Consider the following 25075-nt stretch of genomic DNA (forward strand, 5'->3'; position numbering starts at 1 on the left):
TGAAGGGCGAGCACAAGATCGAGGCCGGCATGCCGGAGTCGTTCAACGTGCTGGTGAAGGAAATCCGCTCGCTCGCGATCGACATCGACCTCGAGCGCTTCTGAGCGCCGCGCCGAAGCCAATCGAACCCGCATCTCCGACACGAATCATCCGGGAGTACGCATGAAAGCACTGCTCGATCTTTTCAAGCAGGTCACGCAGGAACAGGAATTTGACGCGATCAAGACCGGCCTCGCGTCGCCCGAAAAAATCCGCTCGTGGTCGTACGGCGAAGTGAAGAAGCCGGAGACGATCAACTACCGGACGTACCGCGCGGAGCGTGACGGTCTGTTCTGCGAGCGGATCTTCGGCCCGGAGCGTGATTGGGAGTGCTTCTGCGGCAAGTACAAAGGGACGAAGCACAAGGGGATGATCTGCGACCGTTGCGGCGTCAAGGTCACCCACAGCCGCGTCCGGCGCAAACGCATGGGGCACATCAACCTGGCGGCCCCGGTGGTGCACATCTGGTTCTTCAAGGCGATGCCCTCGCGCCTCGGCGCCCTGCTGGACATGAAAGTGTCGGACCTGGAGAAGGTGATTTACTTCCAGGACTACGTGGTGGTGGACCCCGGCCCGACGCCGCTGAAGCCCAAGCAACTGCTGAGCGAGGAAGAGTACCGCGAGATGCGGGAGCAGTACGGCTCGGAGTTCGAGGCCGACATGGGCGCCGAGGCCGTCAAGAAGATGCTCCAGCGGCTGGATCTGGCGGCGCTTTCCCTGGAACTTCGGGACGGTTTCGAGAAGACCCGCTCGAAGCAGAAGATCCGGAATCTGACGAAGCGGCTGCGGCTGGTGGAGTCGCTGCGCGAGTCGGGCAACCAGCCGGAATGGATGGTACTGGACGTCATCCCGGTGATTCCGCCGGACCTGAGGCCGCTCGTGCTGCTGGACTCGGGCAACTTCGCCACGAGCGACCTCAATGACCTGTACCGGCGGATCATGAACCGGAACAACCGGCTGAAGAAACTGGTGGACCTGAACGCGCCCGAGGTGATCATCCGGAACGAGAAGCGGATGCTTCAGGCGGCGGTGGACTCGCTGTTCGATAACGCCCGCTGCCGCCGGCCGGTGCTGGGGTCGTCGAACCGGCCGCTGAAGTCGCTCACCGATATGATCAAGGGCAAGCAGGGCCGCTTCCGCGAGAACCTGCTGGGCAAGCGCGTGGACTACTCGGCCCGAAGCGTCATCGTCATCGGCCCGGAGTTGCGATTGCATCAGTGCGGCCTGCCGAAGAAGATCGCGCTGGAACTGTTCCAGCCGTTCATCATCCGGAGGCTAAAGGAACTCGGCTACGCCGACACGATCAAGAGCGCCAAGCGGATGCTGGAGCGCCAGGACCGCGAAGTGTGGGACATCCTGGAGGAAGTGACGCACCAGCACCCGGTGCTTCTGAACCGCGCGCCGACGCTGCACCGCATGGGCATCCAGGCGTTCGAGCCAGTGCTGATCGAAGGCAACGCCATCAAGATTCATCCGCTCGTGTGCCGGGCCTTCAACGCCGACTTCGACGGCGACCAAATGGCCGTTCATCTGCCGCTCTCGATCGAGGCCCAGGTGGACGCCAGCGTGCTGATGATGGCGACGAACAACATCTTCAGCCCGTCCAACGGGGCTCCAATCATGAGTCCCAGCCAGGACGTCGTCCTGGGGTGCTTCTACCTGACGAACATGAACCTGGGCGAAAAGGGCGAGGGCAAGGCCTTTGCCAGCCTCCAGGAGGCTATCGCCGCCCACGCGCACGGCATCGTGAGCCTCCACGCCCGCATCCTCGTCCGCCTGCCGGAAGGGCTCCAACTGGCGACGGAAGACGGCCCGGAGGCGAGCCCCAAGAACCGGCGGATCGAAACCACCGTCGGACGCATCCTCTTCAATGACATCCTCCCGGCGGGGATGCCGTTCTATAACTTCGCGCTGCACCAGAAAGGGACGGCCCAGGTCATCAGCGATTGTTACCGGCTGCTGGGGCGGTCGGCCACGATCGACGTCCTGGACGCCATCAAGGAACTCGGGTTCAAGTGGTCCACGCTGGCGGGCCTGTCGTTCTCCACGGAAGACCTCCGCGTCCCCGTCGAGAAGAAACGCAAGATCCTCGAGGCCACCCAAAGAACAGTGGACCGGATCAACCGGAACTACGAGGCGGGCGCCATCACCGACGGCGAACGGTACAACCAGGTGATCGACGCGTGGACCCACGCGCGGGAACAGGTGACCGCCGAGATGATGAAGGAACTCCAGAACGACACGCGCGAGGGCCGGCCGCGCCTCAACCCCATCTGGCTGATGACGCATTCGGGCGCCCGCGGCAGCATCGACCAGGTGCGGCAGTTAGCGGGCATGCGAGGCCTGATGGCGAAGCCATCGGGCCTGATTATCGAGACGCCCATCAAGGCCAACTTCCGCGAAGGCCTCACCGTGCTGGAGTACTTCTCCTCGACTCACGGCGCGCGTAAGGGCCTGGCGGATACGGCCCTGAAGACGGCCGACTCGGGGTATCTGACGCGCAAACTCGCCGACGTCGCCCAGAACGTCATCATCGCCGAGGACGATTGCGGCACACTGAACTCGGTCGAGAAAGAGGTGTGGTACGCGGGCGGCGAGGTGGACCGGCCGCTCGTCGACGCCGTCGTCGGCCGCATCTCCGCCCAGAACATCGTGGACCCGCTCACCGACCAGTACGTCGTGCGGGTCGGCGAAGTGATTACGGCAGGGGCGGCGTCGAAGATCGAGGAACTCGGCATCGACCGCCTTCGCGTCCGCAGCCCGCTCACGTGCGAGTCCCCCTTCGGGTGCTGCGCGATGTGCTACGGCGTGGACCGGTCGAGCGGCGAACTGGTGGAAGAGGGGATGGCGGTCGGCATCATCGCCGCCCAGTCCATCGGCGAGCCGGGCACGCAACTGACGATGCGGACGTTCCACATCGGCGGCACGGCCCACCGGGCGGTCCTTCAGAGCGAACACCGGGCCGGCCAGGACGGCGTGGTGAAGTACCACGGCATCCGGGCGGTTTCCGTCAAAGACGGCGAGGACGAACGCACCATCAGCCTGAAGCGTAACGGCGAAATCCTCGTCCTCGACCCCAAGGGCAGGGAACTCGAACGTTTCGGCGTTCCCCTCGGCGCCACGCTTCTGGTGAAGGACGAAGCCAAGGTCAAGGCCGGCGAACTGGTCTGCAAGTGGGACCCGCACATGGCCCCCATCCTCGCGGAGGACGAAGGCATCGCCCGCTACGCCGACATCGTCGAGGGCGAGACGATGCGCATCGAGGAGGACCGGGCGGGCTTCAAGCGGCGCCTGGTCATCGAGCACAAAGGCGAACTCCACCCCCGCATCATCGTCGAGGACCGGGAAGGCAAGATCCTCGAATTCCACTACATCCCCGCCCGCACGTACGTCGAGATCGACGAAGGGGAGAAGGTTGTGCCGGGCATGATCCTGGCGCGGCGCCCGCGGGAAGTCACGGGCACCCAGGACATCACGGCCGGCCTGCCGCGCGTCACGGAACTCTTTGAGGCCCGCAAGCCCAAAGAGCCCGCCGTCATGAGTGAGATCGACGGCGTGGTGGAACTGTCGCAGGAGAAGAAGCGCGGCAAGATGACCATCATCGTCCGGAATCCCGAGACGAGCATCGAGAAAGAGCACTACGTGCCGCACGACCGCCACCTCAGGGTCCACACGGGCGACCAGGTCAAGGCGGGCGAGATGCTCACGGACGGTCCGCTCGTTCCCCACGACATGCTGCGGATTGCCGGCGAGGCGGAACTCCAGAAGTACCTGCTGCGGGAGATCCAGAACGTGTACCGGTGCGCGCCGGTCACAATCGACGACAAACACATCGAGGCGATCCTTTCGCGGATGCTGCGCAAAGTGCGCGTGGACCGGCCGGGCGACACGAGTTTCCTCCCCGGCGAGGTGGTGGACAAGTTCCGGTTCCGCGCCGAGAACCAGCGCCTCGGCCAGATGGTCAAGGTCGTGGACCCCGGCGACACGGAGTTCGAGGAAGAGCAACTGGTGCTGAAGAGCGAATTCGAGGAAGCGGCGGCGATTGCCGAGCAGGGCGGCGGCGCGGAGCCCAAGAAGCGCCGGCCCAAGCCTGCCACCGCCAAGACGATGCTCCTGGGAATTACGAAGGCCAGTCTCCAGAGCGAATCGTTCCTCTCGGCCGCCAGTTTCCAGGAAACGACCAAGGTCTTGACGGAAGCGGGGCTGGCGGGTAAAGCGGACCCGCTCCTGGGCCTCAAGGAAAACGTGGTGCTGGGGCACCTGATTCCGGCCGGGACCGGCTTTAAGCCCTATCTGGAGGCGATGGTTCGGCTGCACGCGGAACCGCCGGTCGCGGCCGAACGGGCTGCCGAAGAGCAGGCGCCCATTGGTCTGGGGTCCGAGGTCCGACAAAGGCTTCTGGAAGCCTAAGGCGGACGGGAAAGGCAAACAGGGAGAAAACGAAGGATGCCGACGATCAACCAACTCGTCCGAAAAGGACGCCGGAAACAGAAGTCGAAGTCGAAGAGCCAGGCGCTCCAGCGATGCCCTCAGAAACGGGGCGTGTGCACGCTGGTCCGCACCATGACGCCCAAGAAGCCGAACTCCGCCCTGCGGAAAATCGCGCGCGTGCGCCTGTCGACCGGCAAGGAGATCACCGCGTACATTCCCGGCATCGACCACAACCTTCAGGAACACTCCATCGTGCTGGTGCGTGGCGGGCGAGTCCGCGACCTGCCGGGCGTCCGGTATCACATTATCCGCGGCACGCTCGACGCGCTGGGCGTGGAGAACCGCAAACAGAGCCGTTCCAAGTACGGGGCGAAGAAAGGCAGGTAGGCCGCCCAGAGGACCACCCTGGCGGCCGGGAGATCGACATGGCCTACAAGAAGTGGACCGCGAGCCACACGCACTTGCGCCCGGACCCCAGGTTCAACAGCGACCTCGTCCAGACGTTCGTCAACTGCATGATGTGGCAGGGCAAGAAGGCGACAGCGCAGCGCGTTTTCTACGGGGCGATGGACCTGATTGCCGAAAAGGTCAAGGACGCCCAGCCGCTGGAAGTCTTTACCCAGGCGGTGGATAACGTGAAGCCGCGCATCGAGGTCCGCTCGAAGCGCGTGGGCGGTGCGACGTACCAGGTCCCGATGCAGGTGAATGAGAAGCGTCGCCTGAGCCTGGCAATCCGCTGGATTCTGGAGGCGGCGCGCGGCCGATCAGGTAAGCCGATGGCCGACCGCCTGGCCGAGGAACTCCTCGCGGCGTACAAGCGTGAAGGAACCGCGATCCAGACGCGCGAGAACGTGCACCGGATGGCCGAGGCCAATAAGGCGTTCGCCCACTTCGCGTGGTAATCCCTGGGGCCGGCGGGCAATGGCGCGCCGGCCCCGCTTTTTTCCGGGTCTCCAGTCAGACAAGAATCGGCCGCCTTGACATGAAAAGGCGGTGGGGACAAAGGGAGGGCGGGCCGTACGCGCCCTCCGCCCGATGGTACGAGCCGAACGATGGCTACCGACAGCCCGCCAGGTCGGGTCGCCTGTGGCGACCTGGACAACATTCGAAACATCGGTATTACCGCGCACATCGATGCCGGTAAGACCACGGTCACCGAGCGCATTCTCTACTACGCGGGCAAGACCTACAAGATGGGCGAGGTGCACGACGGCACGGCCGTCATGGACTTCGACCCGGAGGAGCAGCAGCGCGGCATTACGATCCACTCCGCCGCCACGACCCTGCCGTGGAAGGGCCGAACGATCAACCTGATTGACACGCCCGGCCACGTCGACTTCACGATCGAAGTGGAGCGGTCTCTGCGCGTCCTGGACGGGGCCGTGGTGGTCTTCTGCGCCGTCGGAGGCGTGGAGGCCCAGAGCGAGACCGTCTGGCACCAGGCCGACCGGTACCACGTGCCGCGCCTTGCCTTCATCAACAAACTCGACCGTGTCGGGGCCGACTGGGAGCGCGTCATCGCCGAGATCCGCGAGCGGCTACACCCCGCCGCCGTGCCGGTGCAACTCCCCATCGGCCAGGGCGCCGATTTCCGCGGCATCGTGGACCTCGTGCGGATGCGGGCGTTCTACTACCGCAACGACCTGGGAACCGAGGTCGAGGAAATGGATATCCCGCCGGACATGCGTGACCCGGCGGAGCACGCCCGCGAGGAACTCGTGGCGCGAGCCGGCGAGGTCTGCGAACGCCTGATGGCCAAGTACCTGGAGGACCACGCAGTCGGCATCGAAGACCTCCAGTCGGCGATCCGCCTCGGGTGCATCCAATCGAAGTTGATCCCCTGCCTGTGCGGGGCGGCCCTGAAGAACAAGGGCATCCAACTCCTGATGGACGCCGTGGCCGACTATTTGCCGAGCCCTCTGGACGTCGGCGCTGTGACGGGACACGCGCTCGGCAAGCGGGGCGAGGTGAAAGAGGTCGAGGTGGAGCCTGACCCCGACGGGCCGTTCGTGGGACTGGTATTCAAGATATCGGCGGACGCGCACGGCGACCTGCACTGGGTGCGTGTGTACCGCGGCCGGCTGCGCGCGGGGATGCGCGTGTTGAACCCCTCCCGGGACAAGAAAGAGAACATTCAACGCCTGTGGCGAATGCACGCGGAGGAGCGGATCCGCGAGGACGAGGTCGGCGCGGGCGACATCATCGCCGTCGTGGGTCTGCGGGAGTCGGTCACCGGCGAAACGATCTGCGACACGCACCATCCGGTGTACCTGGAGGCGATCGGCGCGCCGAAGACGGTGATTTCGATGGCCATCGAGCCGCGAACGAGCGCCGACCGCCAGCGGCTCGGCGAAGTGCTTCAGACGCTGGCGCGCGAGGACCCGACCTTCGAGTACCGCGTGGATCCCGAGACGAGCCAGACGATCATCTCCGGAATGGGGGAACTCCATCTGGAAGTCCTGAAGAACCGTATGCTGCGGGACTTCAAGGTGGACGCGATCGTCGGTCGGCCGCGCGTCGCCTATCGGGAGACAATCCGCAAAGCGGTCGAGGCGGAAGGGCAGTTCATTCGCCAGTCGGGCGGCCACGGCCAGTACGGGCGGGTCTGGATCCGCGTCGAGCCGAGACCCCATGGCGACCTGGAAAGCGACCCGGTCACCTTCGCCAGCGAGATCAAGGGCTGGGCGATCCCAGCGGAGTTCGTTCCGGCTGTCGAGCACGGCGTCCGCGACGCCGCGGCCGCCGGCATCGAAACCGGCTACCCGCTGATCGACGTGACCGTGACGCTCCTGGACGGACGGTACCACGAGGTGGATTCGTCGGAAATCGCGTTTGAGGCCGCGGGGAGCATCGCCCTCAAAAATGCCGTCGCCAAGGCCGGCATCCTGCTTCTGGAGCCGATTATGCGGCTCCAGGTGGTGGCTCCGAACGAGCATTTCGGGGATATTACGGCCGATCTGATGGCCCGGCGGGCGGAGATCCAGGACACGCACCTGAGGGGCCTGGCACGAGTGATCACGGCCACGGTGCCCCTGGCGGCCATGTTCGGCTACGCGACGGTGATTCGGAGCCTTACCCAGGGGCGGGCGACGTATTCGATGGAACCCGAACGCTATGCCGTCGTCCCGGATGAGGTGGCCAGGGAGGTCTTGGCCTGAGGGGGCCGGGGCGGGGCCCGAAGGGCGTTTTTTCGCCAAAAATAGGTTGACAGGCCATGCTGCATTGCTACACTGCACGGTCTCGACACTTTAAAAAGACACCGGCTCTGCGTGAGCCGGTGACCAATGCGTCCTTCGGCGACCCGCGCGGTTTTCGGAGCGCGAGATCGGGCGGGGAGGATGTATTGTCTTTCGATATGGGGCCTTGAGCGACTCGAGGGGCCGAATGGCTGGCGACCGGATCCGAATTCGCATGGAGGCGTACGATCACCGCGTTCTGGATCAGAGCGCGGCCGAGATCGTCGAAACGAGCAAACGCACGGGCGCGCGCGTCAAGGGCCCGATCCCGCTGCCGACGCGCATCGAGCGGTACACGGTGCTCCGCTCGCCCCACATTGACAAGAAGAGCCGCGAACAGTTTGAGATTCGAACGCACAAGCGGCTGATCGACATTGAAGAGCCGACCACCAAGACGGTCGACGCCCTCAATAAGTTGAACATGCCGGCGGGCGTTTATATCAAGATTAAGGCGTAGCCGGATGCCAGCCATCCTGGGAAAAAAGGTCGGCATGACCAACGTGTACGACGACCAGGGCCGGTACGTCCCGGTCACGGTCATCGAAGCGGGCCCGTGCCAGGTGCTCCAGATCAAGACCGTCGAGACGGACGGATACAATGCCGTCCAGATGGGCTTTGAGGAGAAGGCGGCTCGCCGGGCGACGCAGGCCGAGTCCGGCCATGCCAAGAAGGCGGGCGCGACGCCGAAGCGATTCGTCCGCGAGTACCGCACGGACGACCTCTCGGCCTATGAAGCGGGCGGTTCGGTGACCGTCGCGGTCTTCGAGGACGTCAAGTTGGTGGACGTGGTCGGCGTGACGAAAGGCCGCGGGTTCGCGGGCGTGATGAAGCGGCACAGTTTCGGCGGCCAGCCGGGCAGCCACGGCACGGAGCGGAAGCACCGTTCCTCGGGCAGCATCGGCGAGGGTGCCGGCATTCCGGGCCGCGGCGTCCGAAAGGGGAAGCGCATGGCCGGTCACATGGGCCATGTCCGCCAGACCGCCGAACGCCTGGCGGTCGTGCGAGTGGATGCCGAAGCGAACCTGATCGTCGTCCGGGGCAGCGTGCCTGGCCCGAGCAACGGGTATGTGTTCGTCCGCAGCGCCAGGAAGGTCGGCGTGGTGAAGAAGTGAAGCGATTGGAAACGCGAGAGGCCATGATCGAGGTCGCGGTATACAACCCGGACGGAAGCCGTGGAGACCGCATCCAGGTCGATGAGGCCTGGTTCGGAGGTGAGGTCCACATGGACCTTCTGCGTCTGGCCGTGCGGCGCCACGAGGCGAATCAACGCGTCGGGTCCGTCAAGACCAAGAGCCGAGGCGAAATCGCCTACTCGACGAAGAAACTTTACGCCCAGAAACACACCGGCCGCGCACGAATGGGTCCCCGCGCCAACCCGATCCGTCGGGGCGGCGGTCATGCGTTCGCGAAGCGGCCGCGAGATTTCTCGCTGTCGATGCCGAAGAAAATGCGCCGGCGGGCGCTGGATTCGGCCCTCCTGGCCCGGATGCTGGACGCCGAGGTGCTCGTGCTGGACGGCCTGAACCTGGAGAAGCCCAAGACGCGCGAGGTGGCGCGGGCGCTGGCGGCCATGGGGGTGGATCGGACGTGCCTGCTGGCGCTGCCGGCCGATGCCGGCGTGCTCTGGAAATCGGCGAGAAATCTGGCGCGGGTACGCGTCAGGCCGGTGGCGGACCTGAACGCCTACGATGTGCTCTGGCCGAAGTGCGTCGTGTTCACCCGGCCGGCGTTCGAGGCCCTCTTGGGGTCGAGGAAGAACTGATGGACCCCTACCAGGTTGTAATTAAGCCGCTCATCACCGAAAAGGGGACGACCCAGAACGAGACGCTTAACCAGTACGCGTTCGAGGTGCACGGGCGCGCGAACAAGCAGCAGATTCGCGAAGCGGTCGAGAAAATCTACGAAGTGCGGGTCGAGAAGGTGCGGACGATGAAACGGCAGGGCAAGCAGCGCCGCTATCGCTATACGCATGGCCGGACGGCCGGCATGAAGAAGGCCGTCGTGACGCTGCACCCGGACGATCGCATTGACCTGTTCTAGGGGTCGCCGAAACGTTCGGCGACGCCGGAAGGATTGACCTGAATGGCTATCAAGCAATATAAGCCGACGAGCGCTGGACGTCGCTGCTCGAGCGTCCAGGACTTCTCGGACCTTACGAAGAAGCGTCCGGAGCAGGGTCTGACGGTTCGGATCGTGCGCAGCGGAGGCCGGAACAACCAGGGCGTGACGACGGCCCGGTTCCGGGGCGGTGGCCATCGCCGGCTCTACCGCATCGTGGATTTCCGTCGGGACAAGGACGGCGTGGCGGGCAAGGTGGCGGCCATCGAGTACGACCCGAACCGCAGCGCCCGCATCGCATTGATTCATTACTCCGACGGCGAAAAGCGGTACATCCTCGCCCCGGAAGGCCTCCAGATCGGACAGAAAGTGGAAAGCGGCGAACGTGTGGAGCCGCACACCGGCAACTGCATGCCGCTGGCGAACATCCCGGCGGGGCTGCCGGTGCACAACATCGAGATGGCGCCCGGCGAGGGCGGAAAACTGGTGCGGTCGGCCGGCCGGTCGGCCACCCTGAGCGCGAAAGAGGGCGACTGGGCGTACATCATCCTGCCGAGCGGCGAAATGCGCCGCATCAACATCCGTTGCCGCGCCACCATCGGTCCGATCGGCAATAGCGAACACAACAGAATCCGCGTCGGCAAAGCCGGGCGGACGCGCCACAAGGGTCGCCGGTCACATAACCGCGGGTCGGCGATGAACCCGGTGGACCATCCGATGGGCGGTGGGGAAGGCCGGCGGTCGGGCGGCCGGGATCCGGTCTCGCCGACGGGCGTGCTGGCGAAGGGCGGCAAGACGCGCCGTCGCCGAAAACCGACCAATGCCCATATTATTCGCCGCCGGATCGGCCGGCGCTACGGGGAAGCAAAGATCCCGAAGTAAGGAACTCCTGAGCGATGGGACGTTCGACCAAAAAAGGTCCTTTCGTCGATGTGAAACTGCTGCGGAAGGTCCAGCGCATGGAAGACCTGGGCGCCCGCGAGCCCATCAAGACGTGGGCCCGTGCATGCACGATCGTTCCGGAATTCGTCGGCCATACTTTTCTGGTGCATAACGGGCGGACGCACCTGCGGGTGTTCGTGACGGAGGACATGGTGGGGCACAAGTTGGGCGAGTTTTCGCCGACGCGGACGTTCCGTGGGCACAGCGGCAAGCGAGCCGCTATGGCCGCCGCAGCGGCGGCGTCGGGCGCGGCGCCCGGCGCGGCGGCGCCGGCGGCGGGGGTCAAACCGGCCGGTCCGGCGCCGAAGGCGCCGCCTCCGAAGAAGTAGGTGAAGCCTTGTCGGCCACCCGCCTATAGGGCGCCGTCAGGCGCGTAAGGGATAGTCGCGATGGGATATCCAGCGAGCCACCGATTCGCCCGGATGAGCGCCCGCAAAGCGGGACTGGTGATGGAGATGATCCGGGGTATGGACCTGGAGGAAGCGCTCCAGGTGCTGGACCTGAGCCGGCAGCGTGCGGCGAAGTTGGTGGCGAAGGTGGTCCGCAGCGCGATGGCCAACGCGGACGAGCGGGAGGCGGACCTGGAGGCGCTTTATGTGCTGGAGGCGCGGGCGGAGCAGGGCCCGGTCTACAAACGCGTGATGCCGCGCGCCCGCGGGTCGGCGGATGTGCTGAGGCGGCCGACGTGCCACCTCGTCGTGGAACTGGAAGAACGCAAGGCCTGAGACGGCGAAGGCAAGGTTTGCCCTATGGGACAGAAAGTTCATCCGACCGGTTTTCGCATCGGGATCACCGAATCCTGGCGGAGCCGCTGGTACGCGCCGAAGCGGACATATGGTCCGCTGCTCGTCGAGGACGAGAAGATCCGCCGGTTCATCAAGAAAAACTACGGGTTCGCCGCCATCTCCAAGATCGAGATCGAGCGGACCCGGGAAGAAGTGAAAGTGATCCTGCATTCGGCCCGGCCGGGCCTGATCATCGGCCGTAAGGGTGCCGAGGTGGACCGCCTGCGGGAGCAACTGGAGGACCTGACGGGCCGGCGCATCACGGTCAGCATCGTCGAGGTGGTGAAAGCGGAACTGAGCGCCCAGTTGGTGGCGGAAAACGTGGCGCAGCAACTGGAGAAACGTGCGGCGTTCCGCCGGACGATGAAGCAGGCGGTGGACACGACGATGGCGGCCGGGGCGCTCGGCGTCAAGATCCGCTGTGCGGGGCGTCTGGGCGGCGCGGAAATGAGCCGCTCCGAAGTCACGAGCCGCGGCAGCATCCCCCTGCACACGCTTCGGGCTCACATTGATTACGGGTTTGCCCAGGCGCATTGCACGTACGGTGTGACCGGCGTGAAGGCCTGGGTGTATCTGGGCGAATACGCGCAGACTCCGAAGGAGGCCGGCGATGGCGATGATGCCTAGACGCGTCCGGCACCGCAAGAGTCAGCGCGGACGGATGCGCGGCAAGGCGGGGCGGGGCAATTACGTGGCGTTCGGGGAGTACGGTCTTCAGGCGATGGAACAGTGCTGGCTGAGCGCGCAGCAGATCGAGGCCGGCCGCGTCGCCGCCACCCACTTCCTGCACCGCGAAGGGAAACTGTGGGTGCGCGTGTTCCCGGACAAGCCCATCAGCGCCAAGCCGCTGGAAACACGAATGGGCAAGGGCAAAGCCGAGCCGGCCTACTGGGCCGCCGTCGTCCTGCCGGGGCGGGTCCTGTTTGAACTGGGCGGGGTGACCGAGGCTCTGGCGAAGCAGGCCCTTCGGCGCGTGGCCCACAAGATGCCGATTCGGACCCGCCTGGTGTACCGTCACCGCCAACGGTGAGTGGGGCGCCGGCGCGAGTCCACGAGAGGCGAGCATGAAGGCGAAAGAAATACGCGAAATGTCGGACGAGCAAATCCACCAGGAACTGGAGGCGCTGGAGCGGCGAGTCTTCGACCTGCGGACGCAGGCCGAAACGGAAGAACTTCAGGTGCCGAGCGAACTCGGGAAGGCTCGGCGGGACATCGCCCGGATGCGCACGGTCCTGCGGGGCCGGGAATTGGCCCGCTTGGCCGAACACGCCGCCGCGGGTGAGGAGCAAGCGGCACAATGAACCGACCGCAGAGCAACCAGCGTCGAATGCAGGGCGTGGTGGTCAGCGATCGGTCCTCCAAAACGATCACGGTCCGGGTGTCCCAGCGATTTCCGCACCCGAAGTACGGGAAGATGGTTCGCCGCGACCGCAAGGTGCACGCCCACGATGAGGTTGGCGAGGCCCACGTCGGCGACACGGTGGAGGTAGTGGAGTGCCGGCCGATGTCGCGGACGAAACGGTGGCGGCTGGTGCGCGTGATTGAGCGGAATCCGGAAGCCGGCCTGAGCGCCGAGATGCACCCCAAGGCTTTCGAACAAGAGGCGCAGCAGGCCGGGGAAGCGGTTCAATGATTCAGATGCGTTCCATCGTGGACGTGGCGGACAACACGGGCGCGCGAACCGTTCGCGTGATCCGGGTGCTGGGCGGCTCGACCCGGCGAGGGGCCTTCACGCGTCCCGTGGCCGGCATCGGGGACATTGTCATCGCGTCGGTCCAGAAGGCCCTGCCGAGCGGCGAGGCCAAGCACGGCGAGGTCGTTCGCTGCGTCGTCGTCCGGACGAAGTACCCGACGCGCCGGCCGGACGGCTCGTTCGTGCGGTTCGACGGCAACGCCGTGGTGCTGATTGACAAGGAAGGGACTCCCCGCGGGACGCGGATCTTCGGGGCCGTGGCGCGGGAGTTGCGTGAGAAACGGTACATGCGGATCGTCTCGCTCGCGAGCGAGGTGGTCTGAGAGGAAGTGAGCGGCGGGGTGCATATTCGGCGTGACGATACGGTGGAGGTGGTCGCGGGCGACGACAAGGGCGTCCGCGGGCGGGTGCTGCGCGTCGAGCCCCGAAAGGACCGCGCGATCGTCGAGGGCGTCAACCGGGTGTATAGGCACCTCAAGCGTTCGCGGAAGAATCCGCAGGGAGGCCGGTTGGAAATCGAGGCGCCGATCCGGTTGTCGAACCTGCTGCCGGTTTGCCCGAAATGCAGCAAGGCGACGCGGGTCGGGTTCCGCCGCGATGAGGCGGGCAAGAAGTTCCGCGTGTGCCGCCAGTGCGGCCAGGACATCGGAGAAATCTAAGCGGACATGGCGCGACTGCTGGACAATTATCGCGATACGGTCGTCCCGATGCTCCAGGAGAAACTGGGGCGCCGGAACGTGCTCAGCCTGCCCCGGCTGGAAAAGATCGTGGTCTCGATGGGACTGGGCAAGAGCCGCGACGAACCGAAACGGATCGAGGCGGCCGCCAAGGACCTGGCGGCGATCACGGGGCAGAAGCCCGTGCTGACGAAGGCGAAGCGAAGCATCGCGAATTTTCACCTTCGCGAAGGCAACGTGTGCGGCGCGATGGTGACGCTGCGCGGCAAGCGGATGTACGAGTTTCTGGATCGCCTGATCAACCTGGCGATTCCGCGAGTCCGCGACTTCCGCGGGCTGGATCCGTCGGCGTTCGACGGTCGCGGCAACTATTCGATGGGCGTCAACGAGCAACTGGTTTTTCCGGAAGTCCGGGTGGCCGACGTCCAGTACCAGCAGGGGATGAACATCACGATCTGCATTCGGAACAGCCGGTCGGATGAGGAATCGCGCGTGCTGCTGGAAGGCTTCGGGTTCCCGTTCCGGCGAGAGGGTGCCTGACGGCGGAGAGTCGATGACGACCAAAGCGCAACGAAACCGAGCGAAGCGGGAACCGAAATTCAGCACGCGGCGAGTTCGACGCTGTGAACTGTGCGGGCGGCGACGATCCGTCTACCGCAAGTTCTCCGTCTGCCGCATCTGTTTCCGGAACCTCGCCTTGCAGGGACTGATTCCGGGTGTCCGGAAAGCGTCCTGGTAACCGAAGAAGGAGACTCGAAGGCGATGACCAACGATCCCATCGCCGACATGCTGACGCGAATTCGCAACGCCCTTGGGCGGCGCAAGAGCCACGTCGATATCCCGGCCTCCAAGACGTGCCGGGGTATCCTCCAGGTCCTGCGGGCCGAGGGGTACATTCGCGACGTGGATGAGATCAGCGACGGCAAGCAAGGCGTGCTCCGGGTCCACCTGAAGTACGGGCCCGACGGGGAAAAGATCGTCACACACCTGAAGCGTGAGAGCAAACCGAGCCTGCGCGTCTATAAGAAGACGGACGAGATCTCTGTGGTCCTGGGCGGTCTGGGCGTGGCGATCTACTCGACGCCCGAAGGCATCGTCAGCGACCGGCAGGCCCGGCGGATGCACGTGGGCGGCGAGTTGCTTTGCACGATCTGGTGACGGCACGAGAACGCGAGGCGAAGAGGACAGGATGTCCCGAGTAGGCAACAAACCGGTTCCGGTGCCCGAGAAGGTCAAAGTGGCCGTCAAGGGCAGCACCGTCGAGGTCGAGGGGCCGAAAGGCAAACTCGCCTGGACGTTCCACCGCGAGATGCAGGTGGCCTTCGACGAAGGTCCGCGCCTGGTCACGGTCAAGAGGCCGAGTGACCAGCGTCGCCACCGGGCGCTGCACGGCCTGACGCGGGCGATCATCGCCAACATGGTGGAAGGTGTGACGAAAGGATATGAGGAGCGCCTGGAACTGTATGGGACGGGCTTTTCGCTCGCCTTGCAGGGCCAAAAGTTGCTGCTGAGCTGTGGGTTCGCAAAGCCGGCCGAGAAAATGGTTCCCGCGGGGCTCGAGGTCGTCATCGATACGCCCAGCACTCGCGGCAACGACATTCCGGCGAAGATGACAATCCGCGGCTGCGACAAGCAACTCGTCGGCGAGTTCGCCGCCGAGGTTCGGCACGTGCGGCCGCCGGAGCCGTATCAGGGCAAGGGTTTCCGGTACGCGGGCGAACAGATCCGGCGCAAGGCCGGCAAGACGTTCGTCACGGGCACGGCAGGGGCGTAAAGGCAATGGCGAATGTACTGAAAAGGCGAGCGGGCGTGCAACGGCGCCACCGTCGCGTCCGCAAGAAAGTGTTCGGGACCCCTGCGCGTCCGCGCCTGTGCGTGTATCGAAGCGTGAAGCACATTTACGCCCAGGTGATCGATGATGTGGCGGGGCGATCGCTCCTCACGGTCAGTACGCTCAGCGAGCCGCTGAAAGGGAACCTCAAGAGCACGAGCAACCGCGATGCCGCCACCCAGGTGGGCACGCTGCTGGCCGAGCAGGCCAAGAAGGCCGGCATCACGGCGGTGTGCTTCGACCGAGGGGGGCGCAAGTACCACGGACGCGTGAAGGCATTGGCCGAAGCCGCAAGAAAAGGCGGGCTTCAATTCTAGCCCCCGGCGGGCTTGGAGGAACAAGGCGCGTGGCAACCGAGCAGGACAACTTTTTCGGCGAGACCGGCGAATTGCAGGAAAACGTCGTCGCGATCAACCGGTCGGCGAAGGTCGTGAAGGGCGGCCGGCGTTTCAGTTTCAGCGCGCTGTCGGTCGTGGGCGACCGGCGCGGGCGTGTCGGCGTGGGGTACGGCAAGGCGAATGAGGTGCCGCCCGCCGTCGAAAAGAGCATCGCGGAGGCGAAGAAGAACCTCAGGCGGATTCCTCTGACGGGCGACACGATCCCGCACGAGGTCATCGGACGGTTCGGCGCGGCACGGGTGTACATGCGGCCGGCAGGACCCGGGACGGGCGTGATTGCGGGCGGGGGCGTGCGGGCCGTCTGCCAGATGGTCGGCATCCGCAATATCCTTACGAAATCGCTCGGGAGCACCAACCCCGTGAACCTCGTCAAAGCCGCTCTCAACGCCCTCGAACAACTAAAGGACGTGAAGGAAGTAGCGCGCCTTCGGGGCGTCCCGGTGGAGGAACTCATGCCGAGCGAACAGACCGCGCGCCGGCCTGAAAAGGGCGGTGCCGTGGCGGGAACCGAGGCGGGCAAAGGACAGGCGACGTGAACCTGACGGACGTCAAAAAACACGCGAAGGCCCATCCGGCCCGCAAGCGCATCGGGCGAGGCATCGGCTCGGGCCTCGGCAAGACGAGCGGACGGGGCCACAAGGGCGCCAAGGCGCGCGCGGGATACCACCGGCGGGCGACGTACGAAGGCGGCCAGATGCCTCTGTTCCGCCGCTTGCCGAAGGTCGGGTTCTCCAACGCCCGCTTTGCCACGCCGGTGCACGTGGTGAACATCGAGGACCTGAACCATTTCCGCAAGGGCGACAGCGTCGGGCCGAATGAACTGCGGGAAGCGGGATTCATTCAGGGCCGCCTTTATCGGCTCAAAGTGCTGGGGCGGGGCGAGTTGAAGAAGGCGCTGACGGTTCGGGCGCATGCGTTCAGTGAATCGGCGGCCAGCAAAATCATCGAGGCGGGCGGCCAGGCGGAGGTGATCGAAACGTGATTCGGTCCCTTATCAACGTCTTCAAGATTCCGGAACTGCGGAGGAAACTGCTCTTCACGCTGCTCATCGTCGCCTTGTTCCGCCTGGGGACGTACGTCCCGATTCCCGGGACGGACGCGGGATACCTGGGGCAACTGCTGGCATCGAAAGAATCGGCGGAAGGAACGGCGGGCGGCGGGCTCCGCGACTACCTGAACTTCATCGCGCGGATCACGGGCGGCACGTTCCAGCCGTTCCTCTTTGCGCTCGGCATCATGCCGTACATCAGCGCCTCGATCATCCTTCAGTTGCTGACGCAGGCGGTCCCGTCGCTGGAACGTCTGGCGAAGGAAGGAGAAACCGGACGCCGCAAAATCAACGAGTACACCCGCTACCTGACGGTGCTTCTGTGCGTCGTCCAGGCCTCGTTCGTCGTGAACATGAAGCCTTTCGGCGAAGGCGGGTGGCGAGGCGACGTCAGGCCCTTCATGTACTACCTCGTCTCGGTGACCGCGATGACGGCCGGGACGGTTTTCCTGATGTGGCTCGGGGAACTGGTGGACGAGTTCGGGATCGGCAACGGCATCAGCCTCATCATCATGGCCGGCATCGTGGACCGCCTTCCCGCCGTGGCTGCGTACTTGTGGGACAACGCCCAGTTTGAGTTCATGAGTTTTCAGGCGGCGGAGAAAATCGGCATCGAGACGGTCTTGCTCGTCATCGTGATGTTCGTGGGCGTGATCGTCGGAGTGATCCTGATTACCCAGGCGCAGCGGCGCATTCCGATCCAGCAAGCCAAGCACACGCGAGGCCGGCGAGTGTACGGCGGCCAGCGCCAGTACCTCCCCCTGCGCGTCAACCAGGCGGGCGTCATCCCCGTCATCTTCGCATCCAGCCTTCTTTATCTGCCGATGTACCTGTTCGACATGGTCGCGAACGCGACCGCGAGCACGCCGTTCGCCGCCCTCACCGTCGAGTTGCGGAACCTGTTTACCTACGGCAGCGAGACGCACCTGCTGATCTACATCGCGATGATCTACCTGTTCTGCTACTTCTGGACGGCGATCCAGTTCCAGCCCCGCGAAATGGCCGACAACCTGCGCGATTGGGGTTCGTTTATTCCCGGGATGCGCCCCGGCCGGCGGACGGCCGAGTACCTGGAACGCGTTATGAACCGCATCACCTACGTCGGCGCGGGCTTCCTGGCCGTCGTCGCCATCCTCCCGATGGTCGTCAGCAGCCTGACCAACGTCAGCATGGTCATGACGGGCTTTCTGGGAGGCACGGGCCTTCTGATCATCGTCAGCGTGGCGCTGGACCTCGTGCAGCGGGTTGAGTCGCACCTGATCATGCGACACTACGAAGGCTTCTTAGCGGAGGGCCGGGTCCGGGGACGCCGCGGGTAGCCGCCCGCGAAGGGGAACGCAATCGTGCGACTCGTGTTCTTGGGTCCCCCGGGGGCCGGCAAAGGAACGCAGGCGAAAGCCGTGGCCGCCCGTTATGCCGTGCCGCATGTGTCGAGCGGCGATATCTTCCGTGCCGAGATCGGCCGCGCCTCTCCGCTCGGCCGGCAGATAAAGTCGTACGTGGATTCCGGCCGACTGGTGCCGGACCAGTTGACAACCGAGGCGGTGACGTCCCGTTTGCGCGAGAAGGATTGCGCCGGCGGGTGGGTCCTCGACGGGTTTCCGCGGACGGAGGGCCAGGCCCGGGCGCTCGACGAAGCGCTCGGGGCGTCGAAGACGAAACTGGACGCCGTCGTTTGCCTCACGCTCGATGGCGAGGTGATCGTCGAGCGGATGGGCGGGCGGCGCGTTTGCCCGGAGTGCGGGCGGACGTACCATTTGGTGCATATGCCGCCGCGAAGCGACAACCGGTGCGACACGTGCGGGGCGGCGCTGGTGCAGCGAGACGACGACGCACCGGAAACGGTGCGCAAGCGACTCGCCACCTACGAGCGCCAGACGGCGCCGCTGGTGGACTACTACGAAGGCCGCGGACTCTTGGTGCGGGTCGGCGGCGAGGGGACCCCTGACGAGGTCAGGGAAAGGCTCTTTGAACAACTGAAGAAGGTCGAGGGGGCCTGACGCGTGTCGGCCATGGCAATCTGTCCGAAGAGCCCGGCAGCGATTGAAAAGATGCGTCGGGCCGGACGGACGGTGGCGCTGGTGCTGGCGCGGCTCGAGGAGATGGGGCGGCCTGGCGTCACGACGGCCGAACTCGATGCCGAGGCCGCTCGCCTGGCGCGCGACCATGGGGCGAGGAGCCTTTTTCTCGGCCAGCCGCATCCGCGAGGCGGACGCAAATATCCCGGCAACATCTGCGTTTCTCTGAACGAGGAACTGGTGCACGGGATTCCCGGCCCGCGCCGGATCGCCGAAGGCGACATCGTGTCGATCGACTTCGGCGTGGAGCAGGACGGCTGGTGCGCCGATGCCGCTCGAACGTTTGCTGTCGGCAAGGTGCCCGCGCGTGTCCGGCGGCTGCTGGAGGTGACGGCCGAGGCGCTCGAAATCGTCTGCCGCGAAGCGCGGGCCGGCGTGCTGTGGTCGGCGGTGGCCGGGCGGATAGAGGCCCTGGTCCGCGGGGCGGGCTTCTCCGTGGTGACCGATTACGTCGGCCACGGGATCGGCCGAAAAATGTGGGAAGAGCCCAAGGTGCCCAACTTCGTGAGCCGCGACCTGCTGAAGAATGATTGGCTCCTCATCGAGGGCATGACCGTGGCGGTCGAGCCGATGGTGAACCTCGGCGGGCGCGAGGTGCGGGAGGAGGAAGACGGGTGGACGGTGGTGACCTGCGACGGTCAGCCGTCGGCCCATTTTGAAGATACGTTTGTGATCCGTCGAGAGGGTGCGGAGCCCTTGACGCGATTGACGGACCAAGGGAAAGGATGAGTCCGAGCGATGGCGAAGGACGTCATCCGAATGGAAGGAAAGGTGACCGAGGCGTTGCCGAACGCCGTGTTCCGTGTCGAGTTGGAGAACGGACACAAGGTGCTCGCGCACGTGTCGGGGCGGATGCGGATGCATTTTATCCGGATCCTGCCGGGCGACACCGTGACGGTGGAACTGTCGCCCTACGACCTCTCGCGGGGTCGGATCGTGTACCGGTCGGGCTGAGGTAGGCCGGTTAAGGAGAGGCGCTAAGGCGATGAAAGTTCGGACGAGCGTCAAAAGAATCTGTGAGAATTGCCGGATCATCAAGCGTCGCGGCGTCGTGCGCGTCATCTGCACGAATCCGCGGCACAAGCAGCGCCAGCGAGGCAAAGCGAAGGCGAGGAGGTAGCGTATGCCCCGTATCGCGGGTGTCGACGTGCCGGGCGAAAAGTCCACGTGGGTGGCCCTGACGTATATCTACGGCATCGGGCGGCGGTCGGCCTTCCAGATCTGCAAGGAGGCCCAAATCGACCCGAACGGGCGGGCCCGGGACCTGACGGAAGACGAAGTCGGCCGAGTCGCCACGGTGATCGACCGCAGTTTCGTCGTCGAGGGCGCGCTGAGACGCCAGGTGATGCAGAACATCGCTCGCCTGCGGGACATCAGTTGCTATCGCGGCGTTCGCCACCGGCGGGGCCTGCCGGTTCGCGGCCAGCGGACGCGGACCAATGCCCGCACGCGCAAAGGCCCTCGCAAGACCGTGGCCGGCAAGAAGGGCGTTAAGGAACTGCACTAAAGCCAACGCGGCCCCTCGACCATGCTCGGGCCGCCCTGAGCAAGGTCGAAGGGCGGAACGCGGAAAGAAGCAGCAATATCGCACATCCTCACGGTTAGCCGCGAGCCGAAAGGCGAGCGCGGATTTTGCGGATTGAACGGCGAACGGCGCGAGGCGCGAAACAGCAGGGAGAGACGATGGCGAAGAAAAAAAAAGTACGCAGGAGCGTGGCCAAAGGCGTCGCGCACGTCAAAGCCACCTTCAACAACACGATCGTGACGATCACGGACCCGGCCGGGAACGTCCTGTGCCAGGACAGCGCCGGCACGATCGGGTTCAAGGGCAGTCGGAAGTCCACGCCGTTCGCGGCCCAGCGGGCCGCCGAGGCGTGCGCCGACAAGGCGATCAAGATGGGCATGCGGGAAGTCGAGGTCCGGGTCAAGGGTCCGGGCAGCGGCCGGGAATCGGCCATTACGGCGCTTCAGGCGGCGGGGCTGAAAGTGACCGCCATCGAGGACGTGACCCCGATTCCGCACAACGGTTGCCGGCCACGCAAGCGCCGGCGCGTCTGAAGCGGCCGGCTGGGAAAACGAGGGAACGAGATGGCACGATATACGGGTCCTGTTTGTCGCCGTTGCCGCCGCGCAGGGATGAAACTCTACCTGAAGGGCGTGCGATGCGAAAGCGCCAAGTGCGCCATCGAGAAGCAGTGGCGCAACAAGCCGCCCGGCATGCATTTCTGGCGGCGCCGGCGGCCGACCGAGTACGGCCTGCGCCTCCGCGAGAAGCAGAAACTGCGCTGGTACTACGGCGTCCTGGAGCGCCAGTTCCGGCGGTTCTTCGCCGAGGCGTCGCGCACCAAGGGTTCGACCGGCGAGCGGCTCCTGATCCTGATGGAGCGACGGCTGGACAACGTCGTCTATCGGATGGGCTTCGCGCCGAGCCGGCGGGCGGCACGCCAGACCGTGCTGCACGGCCACGTGCTCCTGAACGGCCGGATGGCCAACATCTCCAGCCTGAAGGTCGAGGTCGGCGACGAGATCGAAATTCGCGATCGCAAGGCCAGTCGGGAACTCGTCCGCGCCTGGACCAGCGAAGACCAGGGCCGCATGGTTCCCCAGTGGATCGAGTCCGACCCGGAGCATTTCCGCGGGCGCGTCAAGGCGTTGCCGGCCCGTGACGAGATTTCGTTCCAGGTGAATGAAAACCTGATCGTCGAGTTCTGCAGCCGTTAACCATAGGCAGGAGGCAAACCCGTGATGCGGATCAGATGGAAGGGCCTCGAACTCCCCACGCGTGTGGTTGCGGACGCCGCCACCATGGCGGAGACGTATGGGCGGTTCGTCGCCGAGCCGTTTGAGCGCGGCTTCGGCGTGACGATCGGCAACAGCCTCCGGAGGATCCTCCTCTCGAGCCTCGAGGGGGCGGCCGTCACCGGCGTCAAAATGGAGGGCGTCCTGCACGAGTTCTCGAGCATCGAAGGCGTCATCGAAGACGTCACCGACATCATTCTGAACGTCAAGGGCCTGGTCGTGCGCCTCGAGGGCGACGAGCCCCGCATCGTCACCCTGGCGGCCGCGAAGGCCGGTCCGGTGACCGCCGCCAAGATTCAGACCGACCCGAACGTCGAGATCATCAACAAGAACCATCTCCTGGCGACCCTGTCGAAGGACGTTGACTTCCGTCTCGAATTGCGCATCGCCAAGGGCAGGGGATACGTCGCCGCCGAGCAGAACACCCCCGAAGAGCAGGAAATCGGCTACATTCCCGTCGACAGCCTCTATTCACCCGTCGTACGCGTGCGGTATCGCACGGAGGATACGCGTGTCGGCCAGCGGACGAACTACGACCGCCTTGTCATGGAGATATGGACGAACGGCACCGTGACGCCGGAGATGGCGCTGGTCGAGGCGGCCAAGATCATGCGCAAGCACCTCAACCCGTTCGTCGAGTACTTCCAGCCCGGCGAAGAATTGGGCGCCGAGGTGGTCCCGGTGGCCGAGGAAGCGGCCGGTACCGAGGAATACGTCTCGGAACTCGAACGCAAACTCGCCATGCCCATCTCGTCCCTGGAACTCTCGATCCGGGCCGCCAATTGCCTCGAGGCCGAAAACATCATGACCGTCGGCCAACTGGTCCGCCTCAGCGAGGAGGACCTCTTGAACCTCCGGTCGTTCGGCAAGACCAGCCTGCGCGAGATCAAACGGAAACTGGCCGACCTCGGCCTCTCGATCGGCATGGACCTGGAGGGTGTGACGGCCGGTGGCGGCGGAGGAAGCGCCTGATGCGGCACCTGAAGCAGGGAAAGAAACTCGGCCGGACCGGCAGCCATCGCACCGCGCTCTTCAGGAGCCTGGCCGCGGCTCTGCTGGAGCACGAGGCCATCACCACCACCATCCCGAAGGCCAAGGAAGCCCGCCGATTCGTCGATCGGCTCATCACGTTGGCCAAGCGGGGCACGCTGGCCGACCGCCGACGGGCGGCCTCCAGGCTCCAGAACGAGGCGCTCGTGAAGAAACTCTTCGAGGACATTGCGCCGCGCGTCGCCCAGCGCCCGGGTGGATACACCCGCATCGTCAAACTCGCGCGGTTCCGCGTCGGCGACGCGACCCAGTTGTGCCGCCTCGAACTCGTCGAGAAGAAAGAGAAGGAAAAGAAGGAAAAGGCCAAGAAGAAGTAATCCGCGCACCAGAGTCCCACGGGGCGCGCGTTTTCTTTGGCCGACGCGGTCGGGAGAGTTCCCGATGGCCGAGTGCGTCTTCTGCAAAATCGTCACAGGCGAAATCCCCTGCACCAAGGTTTTTGAGGACGGCCTGTGTCTCGCCTTCCTGGACATCGGGCCCATTTCGCCGGGCCACACGCTTCTCATCCCCAAGGCGCACTACGAGATGATCCACCAGATGCCCGCCGACGAGGCGGCGCACCTGGCGCGCCACATTCCGTTGCTGGCGGCCGCGGTCCAGAAGGCCGTCCGCGCCGAAGGCATCAACGTCCTCCAGAACAACGGCCCCTGCTCGGGCCAGGAAGTGCTCCACGTCCACGTTCATCTGATTCCGCGCTGGCCCGAGGACGGCCTCGGTTTCCGCTGGCCTGCCAAGCAGGCGGACCCGGAGGTTCTCAAGCAACAGGCTGAGGCCATCCGCCGGCAGTTGGCAACCTAGGGGCTGTTCGGCCTTCTAACGCCGGGCGCCGCGACGCAGGCGTGAGGCTCAGAGAAAGTATTTTTTGCACCGCGCCCTACTCGTGGTATAATTGTCTGTGGTGCTTTTCCGAGGAGGCAGGGCGATGAAGTACTATTCCTTTCAGGTCGTGATCGAAAAGGAACCGGAAGACGAAGGCTACTATGCGTACAGCCCCACGCTTCCCGGCTGCTTCAGCAACGGTCGCACCATCGAGGAGGCCAAACGCAACATCCGTGTGGCCATCGAGGAACATCTGGCGGCCCTCCTCGCCCACGCCGAGCCGATACCTCAGAGCGAAAACCTCGTCCACGTCGAGGAACTCACCGTCGGGGTACCCGAATGAGCCGCATGCCGCAGGTCACGGCTCGGGAACTCGTGCGATTCCTGAAGACGCAAGGGTTCTCGGAAGACCGCCAGAAGGGAGGGCACCTCACCCTCTGGCACGAGGGGCGCCGGGCGTCCGTTACCGTTCCCACGCACACCGGGTGCGACATCGGCCGCGGTCTGGCGGTTCGCATCCTCAAAGACGCCGGGTTCTCGGTGGACGATTACCTTCGCCTGCGGTGATCCCTTCCCGCCGCGACGGGTTTCCTTCGGGGCCTATTGTGCTTTCCGCTCCGTCTCGCCTTGCGCCTCTGCCTCCGGTTCCTTCGCGTGGTGCACGATCTCCCAGTCTTCCGGGATGTCCGGGCGAGCGAACGTCTTCGCATCCACCTTCTTGTTGGTCTCGATGCGGTGAAAGTCGATCGTCGTGATGTTCTCGCTCGTGTCCCACAGCCGTGCCCGGGTCGGCAGAAACGTCTTCGCGTCCACCCACAGCGCGATGGCCGTGTACGTCTCGGCCAGCGGCGTGTCCTTCTTCGGTTTCAACACGAGGACGCCGCGTTTTTCCTTGTCGTGAGATTCCTCGGCGGCGTCGCGGCTGACGTCGAAGTTTTTGAGGACGGCTTCCTTCTTCTGGCCGAACGGCATAGGGAACGGCGTCTTGCCGAGTTCGAACGAATCGAGGGCGGGCTCCTCGGGCCGGCGAATCTCCCAGATGATGAGTTGCTTCGTCGCGTCCTTCTTGTGGTAGAGGATTCGCCCATCGAAGACGAAGGTCTCCCGCGGGCGGTCGGTAAACTCGAAACGCAGCAGGTTCGGCGCGCGGAACAGGAGTTCCCCCTTGCGCTTCTGGACATCCTCATACAG

General features: G+C 65.1%; 37 protein-coding genes and 1 pseudogene. 37 read left to right on the forward strand and 1 reads right to left on the reverse strand.

Annotation, left to right across the window (positions count from 1 at the left end):
- Positions 1–162 precede the first annotated feature (162 nt).
- From rpoC to NTX40_04535, 37 genes and pseudogenes are all read left to right on the forward strand, one after another.
- Entirely contained in the window at positions 163–4449 is a 4287-nt protein-coding gene (gene rpoC / locus NTX40_04355) for a DNA-directed RNA polymerase subunit beta' (GenBank protein MCX5648316.1), read from the forward strand.
- 36 nt (positions 4450–4485) lie between these two features.
- Positions 4486–4857 (forward strand): 30S ribosomal protein S12, encoded by a 372-nt coding sequence (rpsL, locus tag NTX40_04360; GenBank protein ID MCX5648317.1) that lies wholly within the window; start codon positions 4486–4488, stop codon positions 4855–4857.
- Positions 4858–4895: 38 nt separating this feature from the next.
- Entirely contained in the window at positions 4896–5372 is a 477-nt protein-coding gene (gene rpsG / locus NTX40_04365; GenBank protein ID MCX5648318.1) for a 30S ribosomal protein S7, read from the forward strand.
- 150 nt (positions 5373–5522) lie between these two features.
- Positions 5523–7628 (forward strand): elongation factor G, encoded by a 2106-nt coding sequence (gene fusA, locus NTX40_04370; GenBank protein MCX5648319.1) that lies wholly within the window; start codon positions 5523–5525, stop codon positions 7626–7628.
- 226 nt (positions 7629–7854) lie between these two features.
- Positions 7855–8163: a 30S ribosomal protein S10 gene (rpsJ, locus tag NTX40_04375; GenBank protein MCX5648320.1), complete on the forward strand. Its 309-nt coding sequence runs from the start codon at positions 7855–7857 to the stop codon at positions 8161–8163.
- A gap of 4 nt (positions 8164–8167) precedes the next feature.
- The gene (gene rplC, locus NTX40_04380) at positions 8168–8818 is read left to right on the forward strand and encodes a 50S ribosomal protein L3 (GenBank protein ID MCX5648321.1); all 651 of its coding nucleotides are present in this window, start codon (positions 8168–8170) and stop codon (positions 8816–8818) included.
- Between the two features lie 5 nt (positions 8819–8823).
- A complete protein-coding gene (gene rplD / locus NTX40_04385; protein MCX5648322.1) occupies positions 8824–9468 on the forward strand; it encodes a 50S ribosomal protein L4 in 645 nt (214 codons plus the stop codon).
- Positions 9468–9746, forward strand: coding sequence for a 50S ribosomal protein L23 (rplW, locus tag NTX40_04390; protein MCX5648323.1), 279 nt, complete (start codon positions 9468–9470; stop codon positions 9744–9746). Before rplD ends, rplW begins: the two co-directional genes overlap by 1 nt.
- A gap of 42 nt (positions 9747–9788) precedes the next feature.
- The gene (gene rplB, locus NTX40_04395) at positions 9789–10646 is read left to right on the forward strand and encodes a 50S ribosomal protein L2 (protein ID MCX5648324.1); all 858 of its coding nucleotides are present in this window, start codon (positions 9789–9791) and stop codon (positions 10644–10646) included.
- A gap of 14 nt (positions 10647–10660) precedes the next feature.
- Positions 10661–10918, forward strand: a pseudogene (gene rpsS, locus NTX40_04400) (30S ribosomal protein S19).
- 177 nt (positions 10919–11095) lie between these two features.
- Entirely contained in the window at positions 11096–11431 is a 336-nt protein-coding gene (gene rplV / locus NTX40_04405) for a 50S ribosomal protein L22 (GenBank protein MCX5648325.1), read from the forward strand.
- Positions 11432–11455: 24 nt separating this feature from the next.
- Positions 11456–12118, forward strand: a complete 663-nt coding sequence (rpsC, locus tag NTX40_04410; GenBank protein ID MCX5648326.1) for a 30S ribosomal protein S3 — start codon at positions 11456–11458, stop codon at positions 12116–12118.
- Positions 12102–12521: a 50S ribosomal protein L16 gene (gene rplP, locus NTX40_04415; protein MCX5648327.1), complete on the forward strand. Its 420-nt coding sequence runs from the start codon at positions 12102–12104 to the stop codon at positions 12519–12521. The genes rpsC and rplP overlap by 17 nt, the downstream gene beginning before the upstream one ends.
- A gap of 34 nt (positions 12522–12555) precedes the next feature.
- Complete coding sequence (gene rpmC / locus NTX40_04420; protein ID MCX5648328.1) at positions 12556–12792, forward strand: 50S ribosomal protein L29; 237 nt, start codon at positions 12556–12558, stop codon at positions 12790–12792.
- Positions 12789–13124, forward strand: a complete 336-nt coding sequence (gene rpsQ / locus NTX40_04425; GenBank protein MCX5648329.1) for a 30S ribosomal protein S17 — start codon at positions 12789–12791, stop codon at positions 13122–13124. Before rpmC ends, rpsQ begins: the two co-directional genes overlap by 4 nt.
- Complete coding sequence (gene rplN / locus NTX40_04430) at positions 13121–13507, forward strand: 50S ribosomal protein L14 (protein MCX5648330.1); 387 nt, start codon at positions 13121–13123, stop codon at positions 13505–13507. The genes rpsQ and rplN overlap by 4 nt, the downstream gene beginning before the upstream one ends.
- 18 nt (positions 13508–13525) lie before the next feature.
- Positions 13526–13843, forward strand: a complete 318-nt coding sequence (gene rplX, locus NTX40_04435; GenBank protein MCX5648331.1) for a 50S ribosomal protein L24 — start codon at positions 13526–13528, stop codon at positions 13841–13843.
- A gap of 6 nt (positions 13844–13849) precedes the next feature.
- Positions 13850–14401: a 50S ribosomal protein L5 gene (rplE, locus tag NTX40_04440; GenBank protein MCX5648332.1), complete on the forward strand. Its 552-nt coding sequence runs from the start codon at positions 13850–13852 to the stop codon at positions 14399–14401.
- 13 nt (positions 14402–14414) lie between these two features.
- Positions 14415–14600: a type Z 30S ribosomal protein S14 gene (locus NTX40_04445; protein ID MCX5648333.1), complete on the forward strand. Its 186-nt coding sequence runs from the start codon at positions 14415–14417 to the stop codon at positions 14598–14600.
- 23 nt (positions 14601–14623) lie between these two features.
- Complete coding sequence (gene rpsH / locus NTX40_04450) at positions 14624–15019, forward strand: 30S ribosomal protein S8 (protein MCX5648334.1); 396 nt, start codon at positions 14624–14626, stop codon at positions 15017–15019.
- Positions 15020–15050: 31 nt separating this feature from the next.
- Positions 15051–15635: a 50S ribosomal protein L6 gene (gene rplF, locus NTX40_04455; GenBank protein ID MCX5648335.1), complete on the forward strand. Its 585-nt coding sequence runs from the start codon at positions 15051–15053 to the stop codon at positions 15633–15635.
- Positions 15636–15640: 5 nt separating this feature from the next.
- Entirely contained in the window at positions 15641–16009 is a 369-nt protein-coding gene (gene rplR, locus NTX40_04460) for a 50S ribosomal protein L18 (protein MCX5648336.1), read from the forward strand.
- A 29-nt stretch (positions 16010–16038) separates the two neighbouring features.
- Positions 16039–16626: a 30S ribosomal protein S5 gene (gene rpsE / locus NTX40_04465; GenBank protein ID MCX5648337.1), complete on the forward strand. Its 588-nt coding sequence runs from the start codon at positions 16039–16041 to the stop codon at positions 16624–16626.
- On the forward strand, positions 16623–17072 hold the full coding sequence (gene rplO, locus NTX40_04470) for a 50S ribosomal protein L15 (GenBank protein MCX5648338.1): 450 nt from the start codon (positions 16623–16625) through the stop codon (positions 17070–17072). Before rpsE ends, rplO begins: the two co-directional genes overlap by 4 nt.
- Positions 17069–18457: a preprotein translocase subunit SecY gene (gene secY / locus NTX40_04475; GenBank protein ID MCX5648339.1), complete on the forward strand. Its 1389-nt coding sequence runs from the start codon at positions 17069–17071 to the stop codon at positions 18455–18457. The genes rplO and secY overlap by 4 nt, the downstream gene beginning before the upstream one ends.
- 24 nt (positions 18458–18481) lie before the next feature.
- On the forward strand, positions 18482–19138 hold the full coding sequence (locus tag NTX40_04480; GenBank protein ID MCX5648340.1) for an adenylate kinase: 657 nt from the start codon (positions 18482–18484) through the stop codon (positions 19136–19138).
- A gap of 12 nt (positions 19139–19150) precedes the next feature.
- The gene (gene map / locus NTX40_04485; GenBank protein ID MCX5648341.1) at positions 19151–19945 is read left to right on the forward strand and encodes a type I methionyl aminopeptidase; all 795 of its coding nucleotides are present in this window, start codon (positions 19151–19153) and stop codon (positions 19943–19945) included.
- A gap of 9 nt (positions 19946–19954) precedes the next feature.
- Positions 19955–20170 (forward strand): translation initiation factor IF-1, encoded by a 216-nt coding sequence (infA, locus tag NTX40_04490; GenBank protein MCX5648342.1) that lies wholly within the window; start codon positions 19955–19957, stop codon positions 20168–20170.
- 31 nt (positions 20171–20201) lie between these two features.
- Positions 20202–20336 (forward strand): 50S ribosomal protein L36, encoded by a 135-nt coding sequence (gene rpmJ / locus NTX40_04495; protein ID MCX5648343.1) that lies wholly within the window; start codon positions 20202–20204, stop codon positions 20334–20336.
- A 3-nt stretch (positions 20337–20339) separates the two neighbouring features.
- Entirely contained in the window at positions 20340–20723 is a 384-nt protein-coding gene (rpsM, locus tag NTX40_04500) for a 30S ribosomal protein S13 (GenBank protein MCX5648344.1), read from the forward strand.
- Positions 20724–20899: 176 nt separating this feature from the next.
- On the forward strand, positions 20900–21274 hold the full coding sequence (gene rpsK, locus NTX40_04505) for a 30S ribosomal protein S11 (protein ID MCX5648345.1): 375 nt from the start codon (positions 20900–20902) through the stop codon (positions 21272–21274).
- A 30-nt stretch (positions 21275–21304) separates the two neighbouring features.
- Positions 21305–21937 carry a 30S ribosomal protein S4 gene (rpsD, locus tag NTX40_04510; GenBank protein ID MCX5648346.1) on the forward strand — a complete coding sequence of 211 codons (633 nt, stop codon included), beginning with the start codon at positions 21305–21307 and terminating at the stop codon, positions 21935–21937.
- Positions 21938–21961: 24 nt separating this feature from the next.
- Positions 21962–22987, forward strand: coding sequence for a DNA-directed RNA polymerase subunit alpha (locus NTX40_04515; GenBank protein MCX5648347.1), 1026 nt, complete (start codon positions 21962–21964; stop codon positions 22985–22987).
- On the forward strand, positions 22987–23382 hold the full coding sequence (gene rplQ / locus NTX40_04520) for a 50S ribosomal protein L17 (protein ID MCX5648348.1): 396 nt from the start codon (positions 22987–22989) through the stop codon (positions 23380–23382). Before NTX40_04515 ends, rplQ begins: the two co-directional genes overlap by 1 nt.
- Before the next feature lie 64 nt (positions 23383–23446).
- Positions 23447–23863, forward strand: coding sequence for an HIT family protein (locus NTX40_04525; GenBank protein MCX5648349.1), 417 nt, complete (start codon positions 23447–23449; stop codon positions 23861–23863).
- 124 nt (positions 23864–23987) lie between these two features.
- Entirely contained in the window at positions 23988–24227 is a 240-nt protein-coding gene (locus NTX40_04530; GenBank protein MCX5648350.1) for a type II toxin-antitoxin system HicB family antitoxin, read from the forward strand.
- A gap of 5 nt (positions 24228–24232) precedes the next feature.
- Positions 24233–24451, forward strand: a complete 219-nt coding sequence (locus NTX40_04535) for a type II toxin-antitoxin system HicA family toxin (protein ID MCX5648351.1) — start codon at positions 24233–24235, stop codon at positions 24449–24451.
- Between the two features lie 33 nt (positions 24452–24484).
- On the opposite strand, the gene NTX40_04540 is transcribed toward NTX40_04535, so the two are convergent.
- Positions 24485–25075: outer membrane lipoprotein carrier protein LolA (locus NTX40_04540; protein MCX5648352.1), on the reverse strand; the 591-nt coding region annotated here is incomplete at its 5' end.

The organism is Planctomycetota bacterium (assembly GCA_026387035.1).
In the GTDB taxonomy this organism is placed as follows: domain Bacteria; phylum Planctomycetota; class Phycisphaerae; order FEN-1346; family FEN-1346; genus JAPLMM01.

Coding starts and splice junctions, on each gene's coding strand:
- rpoC (MCX5648316.1), top strand. CDS start 163: ATGAAAGCACTGCTCGATCTTTTCAAGCAGGTCACGCAGGAACAGGAA.
- rpsL (MCX5648317.1), top strand. CDS start 4,486: ATGCCGACGATCAACCAACTCGTCCGAAAAGGACGCCGGAAACAGAAG.
- rpsG (MCX5648318.1), top strand. CDS start 4,896: ATGGCCTACAAGAAGTGGACCGCGAGCCACACGCACTTGCGCCCGGAC.
- fusA (MCX5648319.1), top strand. CDS start 5,523: ATGGCTACCGACAGCCCGCCAGGTCGGGTCGCCTGTGGCGACCTGGAC.
- rpsJ (MCX5648320.1), top strand. CDS start 7,855: ATGGCTGGCGACCGGATCCGAATTCGCATGGAGGCGTACGATCACCGC.
- rplC (MCX5648321.1), top strand. CDS start 8,168: ATGCCAGCCATCCTGGGAAAAAAGGTCGGCATGACCAACGTGTACGAC.
- rplW (MCX5648323.1), top strand. CDS start 9,468: ATGGACCCCTACCAGGTTGTAATTAAGCCGCTCATCACCGAAAAGGGG.
- rplB (MCX5648324.1), top strand. CDS start 9,789: ATGGCTATCAAGCAATATAAGCCGACGAGCGCTGGACGTCGCTGCTCG.
- rplV (MCX5648325.1), top strand. CDS start 11,096: ATGGGATATCCAGCGAGCCACCGATTCGCCCGGATGAGCGCCCGCAAA.
- rpsC (MCX5648326.1), top strand. CDS start 11,456: ATGGGACAGAAAGTTCATCCGACCGGTTTTCGCATCGGGATCACCGAA.
- rplP (MCX5648327.1), top strand. CDS start 12,102: ATGGCGATGATGCCTAGACGCGTCCGGCACCGCAAGAGTCAGCGCGGA.
- rpmC (MCX5648328.1), top strand. CDS start 12,556: ATGAAGGCGAAAGAAATACGCGAAATGTCGGACGAGCAAATCCACCAG.
- rpsQ (MCX5648329.1), top strand. CDS start 12,789: ATGAACCGACCGCAGAGCAACCAGCGTCGAATGCAGGGCGTGGTGGTC.
- rplN (MCX5648330.1), top strand. CDS start 13,121: ATGATTCAGATGCGTTCCATCGTGGACGTGGCGGACAACACGGGCGCG.
- rplE (MCX5648332.1), top strand. CDS start 13,850: ATGGCGCGACTGCTGGACAATTATCGCGATACGGTCGTCCCGATGCTC.
- NTX40_04445 (MCX5648333.1), top strand. CDS start 14,415: ATGACGACCAAAGCGCAACGAAACCGAGCGAAGCGGGAACCGAAATTC.
- rpsH (MCX5648334.1), top strand. CDS start 14,624: ATGACCAACGATCCCATCGCCGACATGCTGACGCGAATTCGCAACGCC.
- rplF (MCX5648335.1), top strand. CDS start 15,051: ATGTCCCGAGTAGGCAACAAACCGGTTCCGGTGCCCGAGAAGGTCAAA.
- rplR (MCX5648336.1), top strand. CDS start 15,641: ATGGCGAATGTACTGAAAAGGCGAGCGGGCGTGCAACGGCGCCACCGT.
- map (MCX5648341.1), top strand. CDS start 19,151: ATGGCAATCTGTCCGAAGAGCCCGGCAGCGATTGAAAAGATGCGTCGG.
- infA (MCX5648342.1), top strand. CDS start 19,955: ATGGCGAAGGACGTCATCCGAATGGAAGGAAAGGTGACCGAGGCGTTG.
- rpmJ (MCX5648343.1), top strand. CDS start 20,202: ATGAAAGTTCGGACGAGCGTCAAAAGAATCTGTGAGAATTGCCGGATC.
- rpsM (MCX5648344.1), top strand. CDS start 20,340: ATGCCCCGTATCGCGGGTGTCGACGTGCCGGGCGAAAAGTCCACGTGG.
- rpsK (MCX5648345.1), top strand. CDS start 20,900: ATGGCGAAGAAAAAAAAAGTACGCAGGAGCGTGGCCAAAGGCGTCGCG.
- rpsD (MCX5648346.1), top strand. CDS start 21,305: ATGGCACGATATACGGGTCCTGTTTGTCGCCGTTGCCGCCGCGCAGGG.
- NTX40_04515 (MCX5648347.1), top strand. CDS start 21,962: ATGCGGATCAGATGGAAGGGCCTCGAACTCCCCACGCGTGTGGTTGCG.
- rplQ (MCX5648348.1), top strand. CDS start 22,987: ATGCGGCACCTGAAGCAGGGAAAGAAACTCGGCCGGACCGGCAGCCAT.
- NTX40_04525 (MCX5648349.1), top strand. CDS start 23,447: ATGGCCGAGTGCGTCTTCTGCAAAATCGTCACAGGCGAAATCCCCTGC.
- NTX40_04530 (MCX5648350.1), top strand. CDS start 23,988: ATGAAGTACTATTCCTTTCAGGTCGTGATCGAAAAGGAACCGGAAGAC.
- NTX40_04535 (MCX5648351.1), top strand. CDS start 24,233: ATGCCGCAGGTCACGGCTCGGGAACTCGTGCGATTCCTGAAGACGCAA.